Genomic DNA, 23,795 nt, shown 5'->3' with positions numbered 1-23,795 from the left:
GGATCACTCCTGTTCCTCCGTGCGCTCCAGCACGACCAGGGATCGTGCGACGACCGTGAGGGTGGACTTGGCCGGCACGGTCGGGCCGGCGCCCACCTCGCCGGTCGCGGTGTCCACCACGACTGTCCATTTCTCGGCGTAGTCCCCGTTGGGCAGGGTCACGTCGATGTCCTCGTGATGTGCGTTGAAACACAACAAGAACGAGGTGTCGGTGACGGTCTCGCCCCGCTGGTCCAGGTCCGCGATGCCCTCGCCGTTGAGGAACACCACGATGCACCGCCCGAAGCCGGACTCCCAGTCCTGCTCGGTCATCTCCTGCCCGCCGGGCGTGAACCACGCGATGTCGCGCAGTTCGTCGCTCCGGCGGATGGGCCGCCCGGCGAAGAACCGGCGGCGCCGGAACACCGGGTGCTCGCGGCGCAGCTTGGTCAGCGCCGCGGTGAACGTCTTGAGGTCGTGGTAGTCCTCGGCCAGCTCCCAGTCCACCCAGGACAGTTCGTTGTCCTGGCAGTAGGCGTTGTTGTTGCCGTGCTGGGTCCGGCCGATCTCGTCGCCGTTCAGCAGCATCGGCGTGCCCTGCGACAACAGCGTCGTCGCCAGCATGTTCCGCCTTTGCCGCGCCCGCAACGCGAGCACCTCGGCGTCGTCCGTCGGGCCCTCGACACCGCAGTTCCACGAACGGTTGTCGTCGGCGCCGTCCCGGTTGTCCTCGCCGTTGGCGATGTTGTGCTTGTCGTTGTACGACACCAGGTCGTTCAGCGTGAACCCGTCGTGCGCGGTGACGAAGTTGATCGACGCGAACGGCCGCCGCCCGTCGTCCTGGTACAGGTCCGAGGAACCGGTGATCCGCGAGGCGAACTCGCCGAGGGTCGCGGGTTCACCGCGCCAGAAATCGCGGACGGTGTCCCGGAACTTGCCGTTCCATTCCGTCCACAGTGGAGGGAAGTTGCCCACCTGGTAGCCACCGGGGCCGACGTCCCACGGCTCGGCGATCAGCTTGACCTGGCTGATCACCGGGTCCTGCTGGACGATGTCGAAGAACGCCGCCAGCCGGTCCACGTCGTAGAACTCACGGGCCAGGGTCGCGGCGAGGTCGAACCGGAACCCGTCGACGTGCATCTCGGTCACCCAGTACCGCAACGAGTCCATGATCAGCTGCAACGTGTGCGGGTTGCGCACGTTCAGCGAGTTCCCGGTCCCGGTGTAGTCCATGTAGTACCGGCGGTCCTCCTCGACCAGCCGGTAGTAGGCCTGGTTGTCGATGCCGCGCATGGACAACGTCGGACCGAGGTGGTTGCCCTCGGCCGTGTGGTTGTAGACCACGTCCAGGATCACTTCTATGTTCGCCTCGTGCAGGTCGCGGACCATCGCCTTGAACTCCTGCACCTGGTTGCCCCGGCCGGTGGCCGAGTATGCCGAGTGCGGCGCGAAAAAGCCGATCGTGTTGTAGCCCCAGTAGTTCCGCAGGCCCCGCTCGGCCAGCGCGTGGTCGGTGATGAACTGGTGCACCGGCATCAGCTCGACCGCGGTGACGCCGAGCTTGGTCAGGTGCTCGATGATCACCGGGTGCGCCAGGCCCGCGTACGTGCCGCGGATCTCCTCGGGCACGAACGGGTGTTGCAGTGTGAGACCGCGCACATGGGTCTCGTAGATCACCGACTCGTTGTACGGCGTCTTCGGGTGCCGGTCGTTGCCCCAGTCGAAGTACGGGCTGACCACCACTCCCATCGGCACATGCCCGATGGAGTCGGCGTCGCTGCGCCCATCGGGGTCGCCGAACGGGTAGCTGAACAGCGACTCGTGCCAGTCGATGTTGCTGCCGGCCACGGCTTTCGCGTACGGGTCCAGCAGCAGCTTCTGTGGGTTGCACCGCAGGCCGCGCGCCGGGTCGTAGGGACCGTGCACGCGGTACCCGTAAAGCTGCCCAGGACCGATCGTGGCGAGGTAACCGTGGTGCACGAAGCCATCCACCTCGGGCAGCCTGATCCGCGTCTCCACGCCGTCGTCATCGAACAGGCACAGCTCGACGAACTCGGCCACCTCCGAGAACAGGGCGAAGTTGGTGCCGGCGCCGTCGTAAGTGGCGCCGAGCGGGTAGGGGGATCCGGGCCAAGGCCGCACGCTCGCTCCTCGTGTTGCTTTGCGATGACCCTAGAGAAGGCCGGAACGGGCCCGGCAGGGGCACGCGGGTACGTCACGCAGGGTCAGCACCCGATCCCAGAGCGTGCACCACCCTCCGCACGCTGGCCTGCGAAAACAGCTCCTCGACGGCTACCGGCAGCGGAATTCGCCAGTTGGGGTACTCGTCCACGGTTCCCGGCAGGTTCGGCTGGCGGTGTTCCATCAGCGCGTCCGGCGGCGAGGTGAGCAGCAACGCACTGCGAGCGCGCGTCAACAGAGCGTGCATGGCGACGACTATGTCCTCGTCCGAGGCGTCCGGCGAGTCGAGCACGCCCTCCTTGACCATGAACTCGATCAGGTCCCTGCGTTCGGCCGCGACCCGCGCGTACTCGGCCGGCACGTCGCCGACCAGGCCCAGCTCCACGCGCACGCGGACGTTCTCGGCGGTGAGGAACCCGGCCGCGGTGGGCAGGTCGTGGGTGGAGATGCTGGCCATCGAGTGCGGTTCCCACGACTGGAGGGGCACGAACGGGTGACCTTCGGTCCGGTAGTCACGCTGGAAGTACAGAACGGCGGAGCTGAGCATTCCCCGCTCGTGCAGTGTCGTGGTGACGTGCGGTTGCACCGTACCGAGGTCCTCGCCGACCACCACGGCGTTGTGCCGGTGCGCCTCCAGAGCCAGGATCCCGAGCATCGCCTCGGAGTCGTAGTGCACGTACGTGCCGCGGCTCGGCGGCTCGCCCGGCGGGATCCACCACAGCCGCCACAACCCGGCGACATGGTCCACCCGGATGCCGTCCGCGTGCCCCAGGACACTGCGTAACACCTCGATGAAAGGCTGGTAACCGGCCGCGGCCAGCCGGTCCGGGCGCCACGGCGGCAGCCGCCAGTCCTGGCCCTGCTGGCTGAACGCGTCCGGCGGCGCCCCGACGGTGACCCGCGAGGCGAACACGTCCTGCAGCGCCCACGCGTCCGCGCCGCCCGGGTCCACGCCGACCGGCAGGTCGTGCACGATCCCGACGGACATCGCCGACGCGGCCGCCCGCGCGGAAGTGAGCTGCTGCTCACACAGTTCTTGTAGCCACGCGTGGAAAGCGATGCGTGGCGCCAGCTCCCGGCGTGCGGCGGTCACCTCCGGGCTGTCCGGGCGCCGCAACGCGAGCGGCCACTCCCGCCAGTCGCCACCGTGGATCTCGGCCAGCGCGCAGAACGTCGCGAAGTCGGCGAGACCCGGCTGCAGCGGCCGGATCTGCCCGGGCCACAACAGTTCCAGGGCCGCGCGCTTGGCGGTCCAGACGGCGTCGTAATCGATCAAGTCGCCCAGCGGCCCCGGAGCCAGCGCCAGCACCCGGTCCCGGACATCGGGCGGCGCCTGCTGGAACTCACGGGTCGCGGTCACCTTGATGTACAAGGGGTTCGCGAACCGGCGGCTGGACGGCGAGTACGGCGACCGGTTCACCGGGACCGTCGGCACGATCGCCTGCACCGGGTTGACCAAGATCACCCCGGCGCCCTCGGCGGACCGCGCGAACGACGCCAGATCGCCGAAATCCCCCATGCCCCAGGACTCCCGCGAGTGCAGGGCGTACAGCTGCAGCATCCAGCCCCACGCGCGCGGCACCTCGGGCAGCCGCGCCGGGGTCACCGCGAGCGGGATCTCCCGGTCCTCGGCCTCCAGGACGTGCCAGCCCAGCGGGAGGTCCGGGGGCAGGACATCGGTGACCGCGTACCGCGTGCCGTCCTCCGCGCGCACCACAGCGCGGCCGGTCCGGAAACGGGCGCCTTGCCGGACAACGACGGTGTCCGGCAGTCCCTTGCGTCGCGCACTTGCCCCCGGGTCGACCTCGAGCTGCTCGAGCACCTCGAGGACGACCGTCCGATCAACCTCGACCCGGCGCTGGTCGGCGTCCTCGTACCAGGTCGCGACCCCATGGGCCGCCGCCAGCGCCGCGAGGGCCTCGTCGACACGCTCGCTCAGGGGGTGTCCTTCGGGATGGCGCGCAGGGTGAGGCGCTCGCGGGCGGTGGTCAGCGCCACGCGCGCCTGGCTCAGTTCGGACGCCTGGAGGTGCTCCTCGGCCGCGTGCACGGCCTGCACCGCCGAGGCGACCATGCACGTCTCGCCGATCGCGGCGGTGTGCGCGAGGGCGCCGTGCAGGTTGTCGTTCACCCGGCGCATGGCACCGAGCATTTCGGACCGTTCGGCTGACGAAACCTTCTGCAGCTCGAGCAGGGCGGTGTCCACCGCCCGGCGCAGCTGAACGCCGGGGATCAGGGCCAGGGTGGGTCTTGGCAGCTCGGGCCGCGGGCGCTCGGTATGCACCCGGCGCTGCTCTGGCGGCGTTCGTGGCATGACGTTATCGATGACCTGCGCCGCACCCGGGCGCTGTCGAACCATGTGGAACCACTTCCCTTCGCGCCGAACCCCGTTGGGAGATTACCCCTGTTTTTCCTTGGTGGTACCCACCAACCGCGTCCTTCGCTCCAACGTGTGGGCGAGGAGTTAACGCACAGTTTCCTAGTCAGGACGGCGCAACCGCGCCGTCACCGAATGGGAGTCCCTAGGTGAACAAGACTACCTGCGGTAATCGAGCAGGTCGCCGAACTCCTCGACCCGCGCGCGGACTTCGTCGGCGACAAAGGTCAGGTCGTCGACGTGCCGGCAGTCCTCGACCTCCTGCCATGTAACAGGCGTTGACACAGTTGGACGTGGCCGCGCCCGCATCGAGTAGGGCGCGATGGTGGTCTTGGCCGGCTTGTTCTGGCTCCAGTCGATGAACACCTTGCCGTCCCGCTGCGCCTTGGCCATCGTGGCGACAACTTGCCTGGGATAGGCCTTCGCGAGCCGCTCGGCGAGTTTCTTGGCGTACTCCCAGGTGTCCATCTCGTCCGGCTCGACCGGAACGTAGAGCTGCATCCCCTTGGAACCACTGGTCTTCGGGTACGCGGGATAGCCGCCTTCGTCCAGTTCCTCCCGCAGCCACAACGCGACCTGGCAGCACTCGACGACCGTCGCGGGCGGGCCCGGGTCGAGGTCGAACACCAGCAGGTCCGGGTCGTTGCCGATGGTCCACTGCGGAACGTGCAGCTCCAGCGCCGCGAGGTTGGCCACCCATGCCAGCGTGGCCAGGTCGTCGACCAGCACGAAGTCGAGGAACTCGTTGCCCTTGGAGCTGCCCGGGGTGGGCAGCCGCTCGGTGCGCACCCACTCCGGCGCGTGCCGGGCCACGTTCTTCTCGTAGAACGACTGGCCGTCCACGCCGTTGGGGTACCGGCGCAACGTCACCGGCCGGTCCTTCAGGTGCGGCAGCAGCACCGGCGCGATCCGGGCGTAGTAGTCGATCACCTGTCCCTTGGTGAACCCGGACTCCGGGTAGAGCACCTTCTCCAGGTTGGTCAGCTTGAGCCGGCGGCCCGCCACGTCGACCAGCTGATCACCCATTCAGCCTCACCTCTCCGGGTGACTTGTCGGACCGCAGGCCGCGCCAGACCGGCGCCCGCATCCGGTTGTCCGGGGTCCAGATCCGGAACACCACTTCGCCCACCAACGTAGGTTCCACCCATTTCGCACCGCGCGCCCGCTCGGGCGGCAGCTTGCCGTTGAACGGGGAGGTCTTGCGGGCCAGCGGCCGCAGCGTCTCGGTCAGGCTTTCCAGATCCGCGTCGCTGAAACCGGTGCCGACCGAACCGACGAACCGCAGCCCGTCGCCTTCCGGGATGCCGAGCAGCAACGCGCCGAGCACGCCCTCGCGCCGCCCCTCCCCCGGCCGCCAGCCGCCGATGACCACCTCCTGGGGACGCACGTCGGCGACCTTGATCCACGCGGTGGACCGGCCGGGTACATAACGTGAGTCCAGCCGCTTGGCGATCACACCTTCGAGCCCTTGTTCCCGGCTGGCCTTGAGCACCGCGTCACCGGCCCCCGGGTAGGACGGCGAGGTGTACCAGTTGGGCCCGCGCAGTTCGAGCTTCTCCAGCAACGCGCGGCGGTCGGCGAACGGCAGCCGCAGCAGTGACCGGCCCTCGAAGTGCAGCAGGTCGAAGATCAGCAGGCTGACCGGGACCTGGCCGGCCACCTTGCGAGCCTGTGCAGAGTTGCCAATATGCATACGTTTCTGCAGTTCGGCGAAGCTCGGCTTGCCACCGGCGAACGCGACGATCTCGCCGTCCAGCCAGGCCTGCGCGCTGCCGAGCTGTTTGCCCAGTTCGGCCAGATCGGGGTAGGTGGCCGTGACCTCGTTGCCCGCGCGGCTGAAGATCTGCAGCCGCCCGCCCTCCACCCGGACCAGCGCGCGCACTCCGTCCCACTTGAACTCGTACGCGTACTTCTCCGGGTCGCCCGGCATCTCGCCGACAGTCGCCAACATCGGTTCGAGCTGTTCGGGCAGCGACTCCCAGCCCGGGTCCTGCGGCGCGCCCCGCCGCACGACCATCCAGCCCTCGCCGCCCTTGAAGAAGGTGAACCGGCCCCGCACGCGTTCGCCGCGCAGGACGACGTCGACCTCGGTGTCCTTCCACTTCAGCGTCTCGTAGGTGCCGCGGTCCCAGATGGTCATCTTCCCGGCGCCGTACTCCCCCTTCGGGATCACGCCCTCGAAGGTGGCGTACTCGAGCGGGTGGTCCTCGGTGTGCACGGCCATCCGGACCACCTTGGGCTCCGGCGGCAGGCCTTTGGGCACGGCGAAGGACACCAGCACGCCGCCGCGTTCCAGCCGGACGTCCCAGTGCAGCTGGCGGGCGTGGTGCTCCTGGATGACGAACGTGTCGTCATTGCCGTGCGGCAGAACGCCATCCTGCGGCATCGGCTCCGGAGTGCGCTTGGCGTCGCGTTTCCGGCGGTAGTCGCTGAGATCACCCGGCACGAACCCCACCCTGCCTGCAGGAACAACCCACCGCAAGCCTATGCCGCGAGACCCGCACCCCTAAGCCATTCGGGCGCCTCGATACCCTGTTCCTCGCACCACTCCAGCATCCCAATGGTCCACAGTAGAGCGTGCACGACCACTTCCAGGGTCGCCTCCAGGTCGATGTCCCGCAGCGCCAGCTCCAGCTGGAACCGGGCGTCCTCGGGATGGCCGTTCAGCTCGGCCAGCAGTGCGCGGATGGTCGCGCGCAGTGGCGGCTCGAGGTGGTCGATGGCCACCGCGTGGTCGGCGTCGTCGCGAATGTCCACGGCGAACAGCGTTTCCGCTGGTACGGCACCCGCACGTGTGGAGACCATCGCGACCGCGGCGGACAACAGCTCGCCCACGATCAGATGCGGGCCCGGGCCGCCCCGGGCCTGTTCCGAGATGAGCACGTCCAGCGCGTCGACCAGTCCCGCGGTGTCCCCGTCACGTGCCATCACAACGAGTGCTCTGGCCCGTGTCCGGATCCGCGCAAGCTCCTGATCAGCGGGCGGACACTCGTCCTTCATCTTCGTCCACCTCCCCAGGCGTCACGGTTCGACTATGTGATCGGCCAACGACCCGCTGTCGTTTCCATTGTTACCCCGCAATTCACGTGGTGAACCTCTCGATTTCGACATCGTCACCGACGGTAACGCCCGGCAGGGGTTTGCCCCGGCGGGCGCCGGGGAAACCGGACCCGGTGGACAACCGGCACGCGCGGGAGGGGCGGTGGTCATGACGGCGACCAATGAGTCCTCAATGGACAGTATGATCGGCATGGGCGACATCGAGCTGAGAGTTCCGGCCGAGGCCCGGTACCTGCCGATCCTGAGGTCGCTGGCGGCCAGCATCGCCCTGCGCCAGGACTTCGACCTGGACTACGTCGAGGACTTCAAGCTCGCGGCGGACGAGGCCGGGTCGATGCTCACCATGGCCGCGTGGCCCGGTTCCGAACTGCGCTGCAAGTTCCGGGTGGGGGCCAACAGCATCAGCCTGCAGGCGTCCACACTGTCCACAGTGGAGACACTGCCGGACCCGGCTGCGTCGTTCGGCTGGCGGGTGCTGACCACCCTCACCGACACCGCGACCACCCGGGTCGAACAGGTGCCCGGCGGCTACCGAGTGGTCATCGAACTGACCAAGGCCGGCAGAGCTGAGGGGTGAGCGTGACCGCACGAGCCAAGGGCCGCAACAGCTACGAGCACCTGGCGCCGCTGTTCGACGAGCTGGCCGGGCTGGCCGAGGACGACCCGCGCCGCGCCGAGCTGCGCGAGGAGCTGGTCACCGGGCACCTGCCGGTGGCCGAGCACATCGCGCGCCGGTTCGCCCACCGCGGTGAGGCCAGCGAGGACCTGGTGCAGGTGGCCACGGTCGGCCTGATCAACGCGGTGGACCGGTTCGATCCCGCGCGCGGCACGGACTTCCTGTCGTTCGCGGTGCCCACGGTGATGGGCGAGATCCGCCGGTACTTCCGCGACTCCAGCTGGTCGGTGCGGGTGCCGAGGCGGCTGAAGGAGCTGCACCTGTCCATCACCGCGGCGGGCAACGAGCTGTCCCAGCGCCTGGGCCGCGCCCCGGCGCCCAGCGAGATCGCCGCCCACCTCGGCCTGACCAAGGAAGAGGTGTACGAGGGCCTGGAGGCGGGCAACGCCTACCATTCGGTGTCCCTGGACGACATGCTGACGCAGGACTCGGACAACACGTCGCTGGGCGAGATGCTGGGCGAGCCGGACACCGGCCTGGAGGGCGTGGACAACCACGAGTCCCTGCTGCCGCTGATCCGGGACCTGCCCGAACGCGAGCGGACCATCCTGCTGCTGCGGTTCTTCGGCAACCTCACGCAGACCCAGATCGCCGAGAAGATCGGCATCTCGCAGATGCACGTGTCCCGGCTGCTGGCGAAGACGTTGGAGCAATTGCGATCCGGGATGCTCACCAACGACTGACGTGAGACCGCCCGTGGCGGAACCGATGTCACGGCGGTCGCACCGCGGACTGGGCCGTGGAACAGTCGCAAGGGGACGATCGGCACGGCCGCCTTCCGCTCCACCAGAACGAAAACGACGATCAGTGCGGCCCCGGCCAACAGGAGCTTCGCGGCATAGGTGAGTGCCAGCAGGATGACCGAGATCCCAGCGGTGAGCAGTAACACGCCCTCCGTGTCGAACCGGCCGGTTCCTGGTGTGGCGGGCGGATCGAAGGCATGCTGGGCTGGATCCACCGGGCCAAACCCAGATACCCCTCGTGAGTGGGTCGGTCGTTCTGACGACCGACCCACTCACGAGGGGTGAGCTGGGGAAACGTTCAGGCGGCTGGCTGCTGTGAGGTGTGCGAGGTGCGGTGGCGGCGGGCGAAGATCGCCCTGCGTTCGTCCTCGTCCAGCCCGCCCCAGACCCCGAACGGCTCGCGGGCCTGCAGGGCGTGCTGACGGCACTGCACGATGACCGGGCAGGTCTGGCACACGGCCTTGGCCTTCGCCTGCCGGTTCCGCCTGGCCGGGCCGCGCTCGTTGTCGGGGTGGAAGAACACCGCCGACTCCTGGCCCCGGCAGGAGCCGTGCAACTGCCAATCCCACTGCTCCACCACTGGTTTCGGCAACCGCTTCGTGTACGTCATCACTGCACTCCCCACCCGGAAAACAACCTCTTGCGCCTCCGGGTACCCAAGGAGATCCAAAAAACAACCTGAGAAAACAGTGATGGCCCCGACACCGCCATGTCGAGGCCATCACCGCAGGTCAGGGGTAGTTATTCGATGATCTGCCCCTGCTGCGCCTTGGCCACCAGCGAGGCTGGTGGGGTGAACCGGTCCCCGTAGCGTTCGGCCAGCTCACGGGCCCGGGCGACGAACCCGGCGACGCCGCCGGCGTAGTTGTTGATGTACTGCACGACACCGCCGGTCCAGGCCGGGAAGCCGATGCCGGTGATCGAACCGATGTTCGCATCCGGCACCGAGTTCAGCACGCCCTCGTCGAAGCACTTCACCGTCTCCAGTGCCTCGGCGAACAGCATCCGCTCCTTCATGTCCTCGAACGGGATCTGCGTGGAGCCGGAGTTGAACGCATCCTTCAGACCGGGCCACAGGTTCGTGCGCTTGCCGTCCACGTACTCGTAGAACCCGGCACCGCCGGACCGGCCCTTGCGGTCGAACTCGAGCACCAGCCGGTCGATGACCTGCTCGGAGGGGTGCGCGACCCAGGTGCCGCCGGCCGCCTCGACGCCCGCCTTGGTCTCCTCGCGGATCTTGCGCGGCAGGGTCAGGGTCAGCTCGTCCATCAGCTGCAGCGGCGGCGCGGGGTAGCCGGCCTGGTTGCCGGCCTGCTCGATGGACGGCGGCGCGATGCCCTCGCCGACCATGGCCACGGCCTCGTTGAGGAACGTGCCGATCACGCGGCTGGTGAAGAAGCCGCGGCTGTCGTTGACCACGATGGGCAGCTTGCGGATCTGCTGCGCGAAGTCCATCGCCTTGGCCAGGGTGGCGTCGGTGGTCCGGGCGCCGCGGATGATCTCCAGCAGCGGCATCTTGTCCACCGGGGAGAAGAAGTGCAGGCCGATGAAGTCCTCCTGGCGCTGCACGCCCTCGGCCAGACCGGTGATCGGCAGCGTGGAGGTGTTCGAGCCGAGCAGCGCGTCCGGGTTGACCACGCCCTCGATCTCCTGGAACACCTTGTGCTTCAGCGCCGGGTCCTCGAACACCGCCTCGACCACCAGGTCGCAGCCCGCGCCGTCCTCGGCCTTGTCGGTCGGGGTGATCCGGGCCAGCAGCTCGTCACCCTTCTCCTGGGTGATCCGGCCGCGGGACACTGCCTTCTCGACCAGCTTGACCGAGTAGGCCTTGCCCTTCTCCGCCGCGGCAAGGGAAACGTCCTTGAGCACGACGTCGATCCCGGCCCTGGCACAGCAGTACGCGATACCCGCGCCCATCATCCCCGCGCCCAGCACGAGAACCTTCGTGAACGTCGTCTTCTCGAAGCCCTCCGGGCGCGAGCCGCCGGAGTTGATGTACTGCATGTCGAAGAAGAACGCCTTGATCATGTTCTTCGCGACCGGCCCGGTCAGCAGGTCGACGAAGTAGCGCATCTCGATCAGGAACGCGGTCTCCAGGTCGACCTGGGCGCCCTCGACGGCCGCGGCCATGATGTTCTTGGGCGCGGGCATGTTCGCGCCCTTGAGCTGCTTGCGCAGGTTCGCCGGGAACGCGGGCAGGTTGGCCGCGAACGCCGGGTTCGACGGCGTGCCACCGGGAATCTTGTAGCCCTTGACGTCCCACGGCTGCACCGCGTCCGGGTTGGCCTTGATCCAGGCGCGGGCGTTGGCCAGCATCTCCTCCGGAGTGGCCGCGACCTCGTGCACCAGGCCGAGCTCCAAAGCCTTGGCCGGCTTGTGCTTCTGGCCCTGCAGCAGGACGTTCAGCAGCGCGTTCTGGATGCCCAGCAGGCGAACCGTCCGCACGACACCGCCGCCACCGGGCAGCAGGCCGACGGTGACCTCGGGCAGGCCGATCTCGCTGCCCTTGGCGTCCAACGCGATCCGGTGGTTACAGGCCAGCGCGATCTCGTAGCCACCGCCCAGCGCGGCGCCGTTGATCGCGGCGACCACCGGGCGCGGCAACAGTTCCAGGCGGCGCAGGTCGCCCTTGAGCTGGCTGACCCGCTCGGTGGATGCCTTGGCGTCGTCCGGGCCGGCCATGCGCATGGTCTTCAGGTCGCCGCCGGCGCAGAAGGTCTTCTTGGCCGACGTGATGATCACGCCGGTGATGTCGTCCTGCTCGGCCACCAGACGGTCCACAGTGGAGTGCAGCGAGTCCAGGAACCGGGCGTTGAACGTGTTCGCGGACTGCTCCGGGTCGTCCATGGTCAGCGTGACGATGCCGTCCGCGTCCTTGGCCCAGCGGAAGATGTTCTCGGTCAAGGGTCCGCTCCTCAGACGCGCTCGATCAGGGTGGCCAGGCCCATGCCGCCACCGATGCACAGGGTCACGACGGCCCGGCGGGCCTCGCGGCGCTCCAGCTCGTCCACCATGGTGCCGGTGATCATCGCCCCGGTGGCGCCCAGCGGGTGGCCCATGGCGATCGCGCCGCCGTTGACGTTCAGCTTCTCGTCCGGGATGTTCAGGTCCTTCTGGAACTTCAGCACCACGGACGCGAACGCCTCGTTCAGCTCGAACAGGTCGATGTCATCGACGGTCAGCCCGGCCGTCTTCAACAGCTTCCGGGTCGCCGGGGTCGGGCCGGTGAGCATGATCGTCGGGTCGGAACCGGTGACCGCGGTGGCCACGATCCGGGCCCGCGGGGTCAGGCCGAGATCCTGGCCGACCTGCTCGTTGCCGACCAGCAGCAGCGCCGCACCGTCCACAATGCCGGACGAGTTGCCGGCGTGGTGAACGTGGTTGATCTTCTCGACCCAGTGGTACTTCTGCAGCGCGACCGCGTCGAACCCGCCCATCTCGCCGATCCCGGCGAACGACGGCTTCAGCTTGGCCAGGCCCTCCGCGGTGGTGTCCGGGCGCATGTGCTCGTCGTGGTCCAGGATGGTCACGCCGTTGCGGTCCTTCACCGGCACGACGGACTTCGAGAAGTAGCCGCCCGCCCAGGCCTTGGCCGCGCGCTCCTGCGAACGGATCGCGTAGGCGTCGACGTCGTCGCGGGAGAAGCCCTCGATGGTGGCGATCAGGTCGGCGCCGATGCCCTGGGGCACGAAGTAGGTGTCGTAGTTGGTCTCCGGGTCCAGCGCCCACGCGCCGCCGTCGGAGCCCATCGGCACGCGGGACATCGACTCGACGCCGCCCGCGATGACCAGCTCGTCCCAGCCTGCCCTGACCTTCTGCGCGGCCTGGTTGACCGCCTCGAGACCGGACGCGCAGAACCGGTTGACCTGGACGCCCGCCACGGTGTCCGGCAGCTGGGCCACCAGCGCGGCGGTCCGCGGGATCACGGCGCCCTGCTCGCCCACCGGGCTGACCACGCCGAGGATCAGGTCGCTGACCCGGTCGGTGTCCAGGTTGGGGTGCCTCGTGCGCAGCTCGTCGATCAGGCCCACCACCAGCGACACCGGCTTGACGCCATGCAGTGAGCCGGTGTTCTTGCCTCGGCCGCGAGGCGTCCTGATCGCCTCGTAGATGAACGCTTCTGTGCTCACGCCGTCGTTCCTCTCACCCGCGCCGGTGCTAATGCTGATTCACATAATGGAACGAATCCGCAGCTTGTCAAGCATAAGACCGTCATTTAGCGTGTAAGTACCAGATTTCCGAGACGGAGGTCACAGGACAGGTGGCAAGCCGGCCGCGCAACCGCAAGGAGCAGCTGACCGACGCTGCCGCGGAGCTGTTCCGGCGGCACGGCTACCACGGCGTGAGCGTCAACGACATCGCCGCCGCGGCCGGGGTCACCGGGCCCGCGGTCTACCGGCATTTCCGCGGCAAGCAGGACGTGCTGGCGCACGTGCTGCTGTCCGGGATCGACCGGTTCGGGCTGGTCACCGACCAGGCGCTGGCCCGCGACGAGCCGTTGAACTCGCTGGTCGAGGCGGTGTCCGCGCTCTCGGTGGAACGGCGTGAGGTCACCGCGCTCTGGCGCTGGCAGGGCCGCCACCTGGACAAGGCCGACCAGACCAAGATCCGCAAGCGGGGCGCGGAGCTGCTCGGCCACTGGATCTCGGCGTTGCGCGACGCCCGGCCCGCGCTGTCCTACGACCACGCGGAGATGTTGTGCTGGGCCACGTTGAGCGTGTTCGGCAGCGTGGCCGACCACCACGTCACCGTCCCGCGAAGACGGTTCGAGCAGTTTCTCGGCGGTCTGGCCCACGGGGTGCTGGCGGGCGAGATCGTCACCGCCGAGCCGGTCGCGCCGCCGGCCTGGAAACGCCCGGCGAGCGTGCCCTCGCGACGGGAGGAACTGCTCGCCGCGGCGACGAAGTTGTTCCGGGAACGCGGGTACCGCGACGTGAGCATGGAGGACATCGGCGCGGCGGCCGGGATCGCCGGGCCGAGCGTGTACCGGCACTTCGGCGGCAAGGCCGAGCTGCTGGCCGCGGCGGGCTACCGGATGGCCGACCGGCTGATGGTCGCCGCCCGCGGCGCCATCGAGAGCGCTTGCGCACCGGACCAGGCGCTCACGGGTCTCGTTCGGTCCTATGTGGACATCGTGTTGCGGTCGGAGGACCTTCTGGGGGTGTTCGCCGGCGAGGTCGCCGAGCTGGCCGACCGCGACCGCAAGGAACTGGTCCGCGTGCAGCGGGCGTACGTCGCCGAATGGGTGACGTTGCTGAGAACCGTTGCGCCGGGGCTGGCCGAGCCGGAAGCTCGGATCACGGTGCACGCGGCACTGACGATCGTGAACGACCTGACGAGGACACCCCGGATCGCCGCCCGGCCAGGGCTGGTGGCCGAGCTGACCGGCCTGTCGATGGCGGTGCTGACCGCGGGCGGGTCGATGACGAGAGGCTGATACCCGATGTCTGCTTCACCGAACCTGAGCACCGCGGTCCGGAGCACGAGCCACACCCCCGGCGCGACCAGCTTCGACAAGTGGTTGCTGAACAAGGACTGGCCGGTGCGCGAGCTGGCCGGCCCGCCGTCCGGTTCGCAGCTGCTGCCGGTGCGCGGCGACAACGGCGTCCCGCTGATCGGCCACTCGCTCGAGGCTTTGCGGCTGGGCCTGGACTTCGCGCTGGCCCGCTACCAGACCTTCGGGCCGGTGTCGTGGATGCGGGCGTTCGGCGTGAAGATCGTCGCGGTCGCCGGCGGGGACGCCACCCAGGCCATCCTGACCAACAAGGACAAGTCGTTCTCCCAGCAGGGCTGGAGCTACTTCATCGGCCCGTTCTTCCGGCGTGGCCTGATGTTGCTGGACTTCGACGAGCACATGTTCCACCGCAGGCTGATGCAGCAGGCGTTCACCCGGCCGCGGATCACCGGGTACCTCTCGCACGTCTCCTCCACCGCCCGCGACGGCGTTTCCGCCTGGCAGCCAGGGAACTTCACCGTCTACCCGGCGATGAAGCAGCTGACGCTGGACATCGCGGCCCGGGTCTTCATGGCGTCGGATTTCGGCGGCAAGGAGGCCGAGCTGACCAAGGCGTTCATCGACACCGTCCGCGCGGGCACGGCATTGGTGCGGTTCCCGGTGCCGGGTGGACGGTGGAACGCGGGGCTGCGCGGGCGCAAGGTGCTCGAGGAGTTCTTCCGCCGCAACGTTCCGGCGAAACGCCAGAGCGACTCCAACGACCTGTTCGCCGGGCTGTGCCACGCCCGCGACGACAACGGGGACGCGTTCACCGACGACGACGTCGTGAACCACATGATCTTCCTGATGATGGCCGCACACGACACGTCCACCATCACCACCACTGCGGTCGCCTACTACCTGGGCAAGGATCCGGCGTGGCAGGACCGGGTGCGCGCGGAGTGCCTCGCCGCCGGGCCGGGCCCGCTGGACATCGACGCGCTGGAAGGCTTGCGGGACTTGGAGCTGGTCATCAAGGAGGCGCTGCGGCTGGTGGCGCCGGTGCCCTCGCTGGCGCGCAGGACCGTGCGGGACACCGAGCTGCTCGGCCACTTCGTGCCGGCGAACACGATGGTCGCGTTGAGCCCGTGGGTGAACCACATGCTGCCGGAGTACTGGAGTTCACCGGACCTGTTCGACCCCGAGCGGTTCTCCGAGTCGCGGCGGGAGGACAAGTCGCACCGGTACGCGTGGATGCCGTTCGGCGGCGGCGCGCACAAGTGCATCGGGATGCACTTCGGCATGCTCGAGGTGAAGACGTTGCTGCACCAGATGTTGACGAACTACCGGTGGACGATCCCGCCGGAGTACGTGGTGCGGTGGGACGCGACCGCGCTGCCGTTGCCTTCGGACGGCCTGCCGGTGGTCTTGGAACGCCTGTGAAGCTCTGCTAGGGTCGTGCCCGTGACTGCCGGGTCGGCCAAGTGCCATTCACAGAACGGTAATCCGGCTCTGTCGTGACCACCCCGCGGGCCCGAGGCCCGCCGTCTCCGCCCAGATGTTGACGCAGTGCCGTCGCACTGGACCGGGAGGCGAGAGGAGGTGAGAACATGACAGAAGCCCCTGATTTCAGCAAGTTCGCCGCCGAGCACGCCGCCGGTGACGTCCTGAGTGGACGCGTCGCCGAGGTCGTGTCGTTCGGTTCGTTCGTCGAGCTCGAAGGCGGCGTACACGGCCTGCTCCACGGCCAGCAGCTCGACCGCGACATGGCCGTGCGGGTGCAGATCCTCGAGATCGACGCCGTCAAGCAGCGCACCAGCCTGAAACTGGCCTGACGTAAGGGATCGAGGCAAGGCGCCTTGCCTCGAACCCTAGCGCACGGCCGTGTTCAGGGCCTGCTCGAGCATCTCCGCCCAGCGCTGGACGATGCCCGCGCGGCGCTTGCTGTCGTCGGTGAGCAGGTTCGCCAAACCCAGGCCACGCGCCAGATCCAGCGTCGCCTGCACGGTTTCCCTCACGCCCGGCGTGGTTTCGTCCACGCCGAGCAGCTCCACCGCGAGCTTGTGCGCCTCGCGGCCGACGTGCGCCTCCAGCGGGACGACGAGCTCACGCAGCTGCTCGTCCGAGCTCGCCGCCACCCACAACTGAAGTGCCGCACGGAAAACCTGGCCGGTGTACATCCGCACCACCAGGTCGACCACCGCGCGCGTGCGTTCGGCACCAGAGGGCAGGTCCGCGCTGTGCCGGCGGATCCACTGGGTCCGGACCTGGCTCACGTACTGCACCGACGCGGCGAAAAGGTCTTCCCGCGTCGGGAAATGGTGCTGCGCCGCGCCACGGGACACGCCCGCGCGCTCCGCGACGACAGCCACAGTGCTGCCTGCCCAGCCGAGCTCGGCCAGGCACTCGATGGCGGCTTCCAGCAACCGTTGCCGGGTGGCCCGGCTGCGGTCCTGCTGTGGCTCCCGCGCCATTTCGCTCCTCAGCGGACTAATAGGACTTGGGCAGGCCCAGACTGTGCTGGGCGACGAAGTTCAGGATCATCTCCCGGCTGACCGGCGCGATCCGGCTCACCCGGGCGGCGACCGCGAGCGCCCCAAGACCGTACTCGCTCGCCACCCCGTTGCCACCGTGGGTCTGCAGGGCCTGGTCGGCGGCCTTGACCGCGGCCTCACCGGCGGCGTACTTCGCCATGTTCGCGGCCTCGCCCGCGGCCATGTCGTCACCCGCGTCGTAGAGCGCGGCGGCCTTCTGGGTCATCAGCCGGGCCAGCTCGATGTTGATCCGGGCGTCGGCCAGCGGGTGTGAAACCCCTTGGTGCGCACCGATTGGCGCGCCCCACACGCTGCGGGTCTTGGCGTACTCGACCGCTTTGTCCAGCGCGAGACGGCCCAAGCCGGTCGCGAACGAGGCGGCCATGATCCGTTCCGGGTTCAGGCCCGCGAACAGCTGCGCCAGCGCGGCGTCCTCGGAGCCCACCAGCGCGCTCGCCGGCAGCCGGACGTCGTCAAGGAACAGGGTGAACTGCCGGTCCGGCGACACCATGTCCATCTGGATCTGCTGGTAGGTGAACCCGGGCGCGTCGGTCGGCACGATGTACAGGGCGGGCTTGAGCTTGCCGGTCTTGGCGTCCTCGGTGCGGCCCACGATCAGCACGGCGTCGGCGTTGTCCACGCCGGAGATGAACACCTTCTGCCCGCTGAGGATCCAGTCCCCGCCGTCCCGGCGGCCGGTGGTGGTCAGCTTGTGCGAGTTGGAGCCCGCGTCCGGCTCGGTGATGCCGAACGCCATGGTCACCGTGCCCTCGGCGAACTTCGGCAGCCACTCCCGCTTCTGCTCGTCCGTGCCGAACCGGGCGATGATGGTCGCGCAGATCGCCGGCGACACCACCATCATCAGCAACGGGCAGCCGGCCGCGGACAGCTCCTCGCAGACCGCCGCGAGGTCGCCGATCCCGCCACCGCCGCCGCCGTACTCCTCGGGCACCGCGACACCGAGGTAGCCGAGCTTGCCCGCCTCCCGCCACAGCTCGGTGGTGTGCCCGCCTTCGCGGGCGATGCGGTTGTAGTACTCGTGGCCGTAGCGCTTGCCCAGGTCGTAGACGGCCTTGCGCAGCGCCTGCCGCTCCTCGGACTCGACGAAGTTCATCCCGTGTACCCCAATCGCTTCGCGGCCAAGCCTGTCAGGATCTCGGTCGTGCCGCCGCCGATACCCAAGATCCGCATGTCCCGGTACTGCCGTTCGATCTCCGACTCGCGCATGTAGCCCAGCCCGCCGTGCAGCTGGACCGCCTTGTCCACCACCCACTCGCCCGCCTCCACGGCGGTGTTCTTGGCGAAGCAGGCCTGCGCGATGACCTCCTCACCGGCCACGAACCGCTCGGCGATGCTGCGCGTGTACGTCCGTGCCACGTCGATCTTGCGAGCCATGTCGGTGAGCGTGTGCTGCACGAGCTGGCGGGAGATCAGGGGACGACCGAACGTCTGACGATTGCGGCACCACTCCAGGGTCAGGTCCAGCGCGCGTTGGGCGGCCGCGTAGGCCTGCACCGCCAGCGACAGCCGTTCGGTGACGAAGTGCTGCGCGACCTGGATGAACCCCTGGTTCTCGGCACCCACGAGGTTGGCCGCGGGCACCCGGCAGTCCACAAAGGACAGCTCGGCGGTGTCCGAGCAGAGCCAGCCCATCTTGGCCAGCTTGCGGGAGACCTCGAAGCCGGGCGTGCCGCGCTCGATGACCAGCAGGGAGATACCGTGCGCGCCCGGCTCACCGGTGCGCACCACGGTGGTGACGAAGTCGGCGCGGCAGCCGGAGGTGATGAACGTCTTGGCGCCGTTGACGATGTACTCGTCGCCGTCGCGTTTGGCGGTCGTGCGGACGTTGGCCACGTCCGAGCCGCCGTCGGGTTCGGTCACCGCCAATGACCCGATCAGGCGACCTTCGAGGGTCGGCCGGACCCACCGGTCGATCTGCGCGCGGTCTCCCGCGGCGGCGATGTGCGGGACCGCGATGCCGCAGGTGAACAGGGACGCGATCAGGCCGCCCGCCGCGCCCGCGTAGAGCATCTCCTCGGCCACGACGAGGCCGTCCAGGTAGTCGCCACCCCCGCCACCGGCTTCGGCCGGCAGCGCCACGCCCAGCAGGCCCAGCTCGCCGGCCTTGCGGTGCAGCTCACGCGGGAGCTCGCCCGCTTGTTCCCATTCGTCCTGGTAGGGCAGGACCTCGGCGGCCATGAACCGGCGCACGGTGTCCCGCAGGTCCACGCGCTCGGGCGTGGCGAAGACGTCGGCGGTCACGCTGCAACCGTGGCACGCGGGGTGAACAAAATCAAGCACGCATGCTTGTTTTTCCGCCGCCCGCCGGTGCGCACCGAGCCGTATACTCCTCACGGTTTGTTCGGGAGGGGCTGCGGCACGAAGGAGAGCTCGTGCCTGCGTACGTTCTGGTGGTCGCCGCCGTGGTGGCGCTCGCCGCCATCAGCGTGGCCGTCTCGTTTGCCCGCCGGGCCACGATGTGGCAGAAGCGCGCCGAGCGCGACCAGCGGCTGCTGGGACACTACTGCGACATCCTGCAGGACAGGTTCAGCTACTGGCGGATCAAGGACTGGGACGAGCGGGTCGTCATCGACGCCAAGGGCAACGCGCGGCAGTACATCACCGTGCGGGTGCTCGTCGAAAGCGAGGACGTCGATTTCTTCCGGGTCCGGATGGGCGCGCACTGGAAACAGCCGCTCAAATACCGGAAGAAAGTAAAGGTGTGGGTGCGCAGCCTGCAGGTCGACGGCCTCGGCGGAACCCGTTCGGACATCACCACGACGTGGCTGCACGACAACCGGATGGAAGTGCTGACCCATTTCAGCTCCCCGGTGGAGAAGAACGAACTGATCAACCTCACCATGGAAATCGACTGGCCGCGCAAGTGCGCGCCATTGATGAGCGGCAAGCCCGACGATTTCACCATGCGGTTCACCCGGCATATCGAGCGCACGAACTACGTGGTCGTGCTGCCGCCGGGCACCGAGGTGTACATGGACCCGATCGGGCTGCGCACGGGCGAGGACAGCTACGAGGTCACCCAGCGGGTCGACGGCGACGGGAACACCGAGGTCCGGCTGCTCGCCAAGGACATCGAGCCCTACCGGCGGTTCGGCGTGCGACTGGACCAGAAGCAGCGCGCTTGACGGACGGGAGGACCGTCAAGCGCCTCCGCGGGTCCGCTACGCGTCCCCGCTCTCACCACCACCCATGCGAATGAACACTGTTATTTACCTAACTGTTCAGGGAACCGGAAAACGATCTTGAAACGCTGTGACCTTAACAGCGGGGCGCTTGCTCGGGCAAGCTATCAGATCACCTTATTGGGCGATATTCAAGCGCTATCACCGACGGTCGGTCAGAAAACAGCGTGGCGAGTATATCGGTAGCCGGGACGCCCGTTTCATTCGGGGCCACCTACCGACGGGTCAATGAGGCTGGTAGCTTCGTTGTTTCCCATTCCTCCCTGGCTCCCGCGCGGCCTGGGAACCCGTCGCTCGAATGCGTGATTCCTTGTCCCACGGGCATACGACAGGTTTGTTGTCAGCCTTCGTATCGCATGAGATGGGGAACTCCATGGGGATCACGCCCGAGCCGAACTTCCACGGCCGCCGCCTGATTCGCGAGCTGCGCTCGTTGCGGCTGCGCACCGGCATGAACCAGCACGAGGCCGGCGCCCGCGCGCACATCGACCTGCAGAAGCTGAGCAGGATGGAGACCCGCCAGCTTCCGACATATCACGAACTTTGCACCATGCTGGACATCTACGGCGTGCTCAGCTCGGACTGGGACCCCTACATCGAGCTGTGGGACCTGGCCCGGCGGCCGCCGTGGTGGCGCCAGTTCGGCGTGAAGGACCCCCGGTACCTGCGGATGGAGGACGAGGCGATCCTGCTGTACGAGTTCCGCCTCGGCCACATCCCGGAGCTGCTGCAGACCCGGGAGTACGCCCGCGCCATGCACGCCGGCCTGGGCGAACCGGCCGCGAGCACCGTCGTCGAGGTGCAGCTGCGGCGTCAGCAGCGGGTGCTGGACGGCAAGCTGGCGGTGTACGCGCTGATCCACGAGCCGGTGCTGTACCAGGGCGCGGACCGCGACCAGCTGATCCGGCTGGTCGAGCTGGCCCAGCTGCCCACCGTCACCATGCAGGTCGTGCCCCAGTCGACGGGTCTGCACGGCGGCCTGCGCACCAGCCTCAGCCTGCTCAGCTTCGCCGACGACGAGCCGGACATCGCCTTCACGCCCACGCTCACCGGCGTGGCGGAGACCCAGGAGCCCGCCGACATCACCCTGGTCAAACGCATCATCGACAGCCTGGCCGCGCAGGCGATGACACCGCGGCTGTCCGCCGTGTTCATCAAGGACATGCTCTGACCCACCGGACCAACGGGGGACACACCCCGGAGGAAAGGGGGACACGGGGCGGAGGAACGGGGGACACGCGGGGTCAGGACACCTGGGTGATCGACTCGGTGATGTAGCCGGACGGGGCGACCAGGGCGTTGCAGCGGCTCGGGCCCTGGCCGATGGTGGTGCGGCGGCTGATGACGAGGTCGAACGCCGCCGTGCCGGCGCGCAGGTGCACGAGGCGGGCCTCGGACTCGAGGCCGGTGGTGACCACCGTGTCGGACAGGGCCTGGACGTCATCCAGGCCGCGCAGGCCGGTGTGCCGGCGCAGCGCGATCTCGGCGTACTGGTGCCACTGGTTGGTGGCGCCGGTACGGCCACGGAGGTGCTCGGGTTCGACCTCGCCAGCCATGGCGGCGGCCGCGACGTTGGCGGCCTCGGCCGGGTCGAGCTGGCCGTGCAGGTACCCGTCCGGCACGACCAGGAGGTTGCCGGCCCAGCGGTCGCCGCCGACGTGGCTGACCTCCCACGCGCGGCCCGGGTGGATCCCGCTGAGCGACGCGGCGAGCGGCCGGCCCAGCAGCGCGCAGCACATGTCCTTGGTGCCGTGCGTGCAGACCAGGAACATCGGGCCGGACATCGGCGTGCCGACACCGCCCCGGCCGGAGGCGATCGCCCGCAGGTCGAGGGAGTCCAGGTCGGACAACGAGTCGATGGTGAACGACTCCATCCACCGGCCGTCGGGCCCGTCGCCGCCGACGAAGATCCGGCGGCCGTGCAGCTCGACATCACGAACGTGCTTGCCCGGCTGGCGGATCAGCAGCGGGCGCAACCCGGCCGTGCGCAGGTCCTCCAGGACGGCACGCTGGGAGTCGGAGAAGGCAGAGGCAAGAACCTGTTCCAGTGCGTCCGACGGCCACGGCCCCGGATACTCGATCAACAGCCAGGACGTCATGAACGCCGCAGTGCCAGCGGGGCTGCCGCCGAGCATCCGTGCGACGACCGCACATCCCGGCAGCGCCCCGGCGGGCACTGGTGTCTCGGTGGCCTCGACGGTCATGGCACCGTGTACCCACCGAAACCGAAACTTACCTTAGGCATACCTAATCTTACCCGATCAGCCCACTGCGAGCAGCCCCTGGGTGATCAGTTCGCCGAGCAACGCGCGCACAGTCCCCCGATCGAGCGACGGCGCGGCCACCGAGACGAGCGACCCGACCGTCGCGACAGGCGACGCGACCAGCGCGGACAGCACCGGCCCGGCGGCCGACGCGAACACGAACCGGCTGCCCGCTGCGAGCAGCGTCACAGTGGCCTCGCCCTGGTTGAGCACCGCACGCGGAGTCAGCAGCCGCACCTCGACGTCGTCGCCGGGCGGCAGCAGGTCCGAGGTCGCCACCCACGGCAGACCCAGCCGCGGCAACGCGGGCGCCTGCGCGTCCCGGTCCATCAGGAACCGGTCCACCACGTCGGGCGTGAGCAGCTCCAGGATCCCGTCCCGCAGCTGCGCCGACCGCGCCGAACGGTCCGCGGCGGTGCCGAACCTGGGCAGGTCACGGCGGAACGCCTCGTTCGTGCGCAGCTGGTCGGCCAGCCAGGAGACCAGGTCGATCCCGGTCGCCGGGTTGAAGCCGATGGTGATGTGCAGCGACTCCTCCCCCACGGCGGACACGTCGTGCCAGCACCCGCGCGGCACGTACAAGGCGTCGCCGTCCTCCAGCATGAAGTCGGCGATCGGCTCGGCCGGCGGCTGCGGCGGCGGCTCGACGTCCCGGTAGAGCGGCGCGGGCCGGGTGGTCCCGTGGATGCGCCAGCGTTTGCGGCCGGAGACCTGCAGGATGAACGCGTCGTGGTCGTCCCAGTGCACGTCGAACCCGTGCGTCTTGCCCCAGCCCGCGTACATGTTCACCTGCACGCGTTCCCGCAGCGAGTGCTCGAGCGACGCGGACAGCTCCCCGATCGGGTCGACCAGCTCCTGCACCGAATCCAGTACGAGGGTCGCGCCGTTGCGCAGGTGCTGGCCCAAGGGAGCGGACAGCAACCGCGGGATGGGGCCGCCCCGCTTCGGGGTCACCATCTCGGTGTACGAGTGGGTCGGCACGACGTCGCCGTCCATGGCGAGCCGCAGCCGGGGGAAGTCCAGGCGGTGCTGGCGCAGCACCGTGCTGAGGGTGGACCAGGGCAACAGCGAGGCGAACCGGCCGGCGGTTCCGGGGAACCGGTGGTGGGCCTGGCCCTGCACCGAGGAAAGGAACTGGCTGACCTCGAGCGGTGCCACGAGGTCAGCCAGGGTGAGCGGTGTTCCCACTCAGTCGTTGCCGTCGTTGTCGGTGACGGCGCCGTTGGCCTTGCCACGGTCCACAGCCGTGGTCAGAGGCTCGACTTCGATCAGCAGACCGCTGGCTGGGGCAGTGTTTTCCATGTGCGACCTCGCATCCAAGTGGGGGACACAACGGAGTAATGCC

At 68.8% G+C, this 23,795-nt stretch carries 21 protein-coding genes; 7 read left to right on the top strand and 14 right to left on the bottom strand.

Annotation, left to right across the window (positions count from 1 at the left end; all coding sequences use genetic code 11):
* Positions 1 to 3: 3 nt before the first annotated feature.
* The 6 genes from glgX to AB0J95_RS32630 all read right to left on the bottom strand — a co-directional run bounded on the left by glgX (position 4) and on the right by AB0J95_RS32630 (position 7,464).
* A complete protein-coding gene (gene glgX / locus AB0J95_RS32655; RefSeq protein ID WP_364766523.1) occupies positions 4 to 2,121 on the bottom strand; it encodes a glycogen debranching protein GlgX in 2,118 nt (705 codons plus the stop codon).
* Positions 2,122 to 2,194: 73 nt separating this feature from the next.
* On the bottom strand, positions 2,195 to 4,099 hold the full coding sequence (gene malQ / locus AB0J95_RS32650) for a 4-alpha-glucanotransferase (RefSeq protein WP_364766999.1): 1,905 nt from the start codon (positions 4,097 to 4,099) through the stop codon (positions 2,195 to 2,197).
* On the bottom strand, positions 4,096 to 4,473 hold the full coding sequence (locus tag AB0J95_RS32645; RefSeq protein ID WP_364766520.1) for a hypothetical protein: 378 nt from the start codon (positions 4,471 to 4,473) through the stop codon (positions 4,096 to 4,098). The genes malQ and AB0J95_RS32645 overlap by 4 nt, the downstream gene beginning before the upstream one ends.
* A gap of 222 nt (positions 4,474 to 4,695) precedes the next feature.
* Complete coding sequence (gene ligD, locus AB0J95_RS32640; RefSeq protein WP_364766517.1) at positions 4,696 to 5,562, bottom strand: non-homologous end-joining DNA ligase; 867 nt, start codon at positions 5,560 to 5,562, stop codon at positions 4,696 to 4,698.
* A complete protein-coding gene (gene ligD / locus AB0J95_RS32635; RefSeq protein WP_364766514.1) occupies positions 5,555 to 6,982 on the bottom strand; it encodes a non-homologous end-joining DNA ligase in 1,428 nt (475 codons plus the stop codon). Before ligD (AB0J95_RS32635) ends, ligD (AB0J95_RS32640) begins: the two co-directional genes overlap by 8 nt.
* A 38-nt stretch (positions 6,983 to 7,020) precedes the next feature.
* Positions 7,021 to 7,464, bottom strand: coding sequence for a hypothetical protein (locus tag AB0J95_RS32630; RefSeq protein ID WP_364766511.1), 444 nt, complete (start codon positions 7,462 to 7,464; stop codon positions 7,021 to 7,023).
* 304 nt (positions 7,465 to 7,768) lie between these two features.
* On the opposite strand from AB0J95_RS32630, the gene AB0J95_RS32625 reads away from it, so the two are divergent.
* Both AB0J95_RS32625 and AB0J95_RS32620 read left to right on the top strand, forming a co-directional pair.
* Positions 7,769 to 8,173 carry a hypothetical protein gene (locus AB0J95_RS32625; protein ID WP_364766508.1) on the top strand — a complete coding sequence of 135 codons (405 nt, stop codon included), beginning with the start codon at positions 7,769 to 7,771 and terminating at the stop codon, positions 8,171 to 8,173.
* Between the two features lie 2 nt (positions 8,174 to 8,175).
* Positions 8,176 to 8,955, top strand: a complete 780-nt coding sequence (locus AB0J95_RS32620; protein WP_364766505.1) for a SigB/SigF/SigG family RNA polymerase sigma factor — start codon at positions 8,176 to 8,178, stop codon at positions 8,953 to 8,955.
* Between the two features lie 358 nt (positions 8,956 to 9,313).
* On the opposite strand, the gene AB0J95_RS32615 is transcribed toward AB0J95_RS32620, so the two are convergent.
* The 3 genes from AB0J95_RS32615 to AB0J95_RS32605 form a co-directional block, all read right to left on the bottom strand.
* The gene (locus AB0J95_RS32615) at positions 9,314 to 9,625 is read right to left on the bottom strand and encodes a WhiB family transcriptional regulator (protein WP_364766502.1); all 312 of its coding nucleotides are present in this window, start codon (positions 9,623 to 9,625) and stop codon (positions 9,314 to 9,316) included.
* 131 nt (positions 9,626 to 9,756) lie between these two features.
* Positions 9,757 to 11,919 carry a 3-hydroxyacyl-CoA dehydrogenase NAD-binding domain-containing protein gene (locus AB0J95_RS32610; protein ID WP_364766499.1) on the bottom strand — a complete coding sequence of 721 codons (2,163 nt, stop codon included), beginning with the start codon at positions 11,917 to 11,919 and terminating at the stop codon, positions 9,757 to 9,759.
* Between the two features lie 11 nt (positions 11,920 to 11,930).
* On the bottom strand, positions 11,931 to 13,145 hold the full coding sequence (locus AB0J95_RS32605) for an acetyl-CoA C-acetyltransferase (protein WP_364766496.1): 1,215 nt from the start codon (positions 13,143 to 13,145) through the stop codon (positions 11,931 to 11,933).
* A gap of 131 nt (positions 13,146 to 13,276) precedes the next feature.
* Between AB0J95_RS32605 and AB0J95_RS32600 the strand changes: the two genes are divergently transcribed.
* The 3 genes from AB0J95_RS32600 (at position 13,277) to AB0J95_RS32590 (ending at position 16,284) form a co-directional block, all read left to right on the top strand.
* Positions 13,277 to 14,452, top strand: coding sequence for a TetR/AcrR family transcriptional regulator (locus tag AB0J95_RS32600; RefSeq protein WP_364766494.1), 1,176 nt, complete (start codon positions 13,277 to 13,279; stop codon positions 14,450 to 14,452).
* A 6-nt stretch (positions 14,453 to 14,458) separates the two neighbouring features.
* Entirely contained in the window at positions 14,459 to 15,892 is a 1,434-nt protein-coding gene (locus AB0J95_RS32595; RefSeq protein WP_364766491.1) for a cytochrome P450, read from the top strand.
* A 167-nt stretch (positions 15,893 to 16,059) separates the two neighbouring features.
* A complete protein-coding gene (locus AB0J95_RS32590; protein ID WP_364766488.1) occupies positions 16,060 to 16,284 on the top strand; it encodes a S1 RNA-binding domain-containing protein in 225 nt (74 codons plus the stop codon).
* A 36-nt stretch (positions 16,285 to 16,320) separates the two neighbouring features.
* Here AB0J95_RS32590 and AB0J95_RS32585 read toward each other — a convergent pair whose 3' ends face one another.
* From AB0J95_RS32585 to AB0J95_RS32575, 3 genes are read right to left on the bottom strand one after another with little or no spacing between them, the layout of a single operon-like run.
* Positions 16,321 to 16,923, bottom strand: coding sequence for a TetR/AcrR family transcriptional regulator (locus AB0J95_RS32585; RefSeq protein ID WP_364766485.1), 603 nt, complete (start codon positions 16,921 to 16,923; stop codon positions 16,321 to 16,323).
* A gap of 16 nt (positions 16,924 to 16,939) precedes the next feature.
* Positions 16,940 to 18,097 (bottom strand): acyl-CoA dehydrogenase family protein, encoded by a 1,158-nt coding sequence (locus AB0J95_RS32580; protein WP_364766482.1) that lies wholly within the window; start codon positions 18,095 to 18,097, stop codon positions 16,940 to 16,942.
* Complete coding sequence (locus AB0J95_RS32575) at positions 18,094 to 19,245, bottom strand: acyl-CoA dehydrogenase family protein (RefSeq protein ID WP_364766479.1); 1,152 nt, start codon at positions 19,243 to 19,245, stop codon at positions 18,094 to 18,096. The genes AB0J95_RS32580 and AB0J95_RS32575 overlap by 4 nt, the downstream gene beginning before the upstream one ends.
* A gap of 131 nt (positions 19,246 to 19,376) precedes the next feature.
* Here AB0J95_RS32575 and AB0J95_RS32570 point away from each other — a divergent pair, with 131 nt between their 5' ends.
* Positions 19,377 to 20,129 carry a hypothetical protein gene (locus AB0J95_RS32570; protein ID WP_364766476.1) on the top strand — a complete coding sequence of 251 codons (753 nt, stop codon included), beginning with the start codon at positions 19,377 to 19,379 and terminating at the stop codon, positions 20,127 to 20,129.
* Positions 20,130 to 20,559: 430 nt separating this feature from the next.
* The gene (locus AB0J95_RS32565; protein ID WP_364766473.1) at positions 20,560 to 21,357 is read left to right on the top strand and encodes a helix-turn-helix transcriptional regulator; all 798 of its coding nucleotides are present in this window, start codon (positions 20,560 to 20,562) and stop codon (positions 21,355 to 21,357) included.
* Between the two features lie 73 nt (positions 21,358 to 21,430).
* On the opposite strand, the gene AB0J95_RS32560 is transcribed toward AB0J95_RS32565, so the two are convergent.
* Together AB0J95_RS32560 and AB0J95_RS32555 are read right to left on the bottom strand one after the other, a co-directional pair.
* Positions 21,431 to 22,390 (bottom strand): sucrase ferredoxin, encoded by a 960-nt coding sequence (locus AB0J95_RS32560; protein ID WP_364766470.1) that lies wholly within the window; start codon positions 22,388 to 22,390, stop codon positions 21,431 to 21,433.
* Positions 22,391 to 22,447: 57 nt separating this feature from the next.
* Entirely contained in the window at positions 22,448 to 23,608 is a 1,161-nt protein-coding gene (locus AB0J95_RS32555) for a cupin domain-containing protein (RefSeq protein ID WP_364766467.1), read from the bottom strand.
* Positions 23,609 to 23,795 lie beyond the last annotated feature (187 nt).

Source organism: Actinocrispum sp. NPDC049592 (assembly GCF_040675465.1).
Lineage (GTDB): Bacteria > Actinomycetota > Actinomycetes > Mycobacteriales > Pseudonocardiaceae > Kibdelosporangium.
Note: the sequence above shows the minus strand (reverse complement) of the source record. Positions and strands in the feature narration are given on the sequence as shown.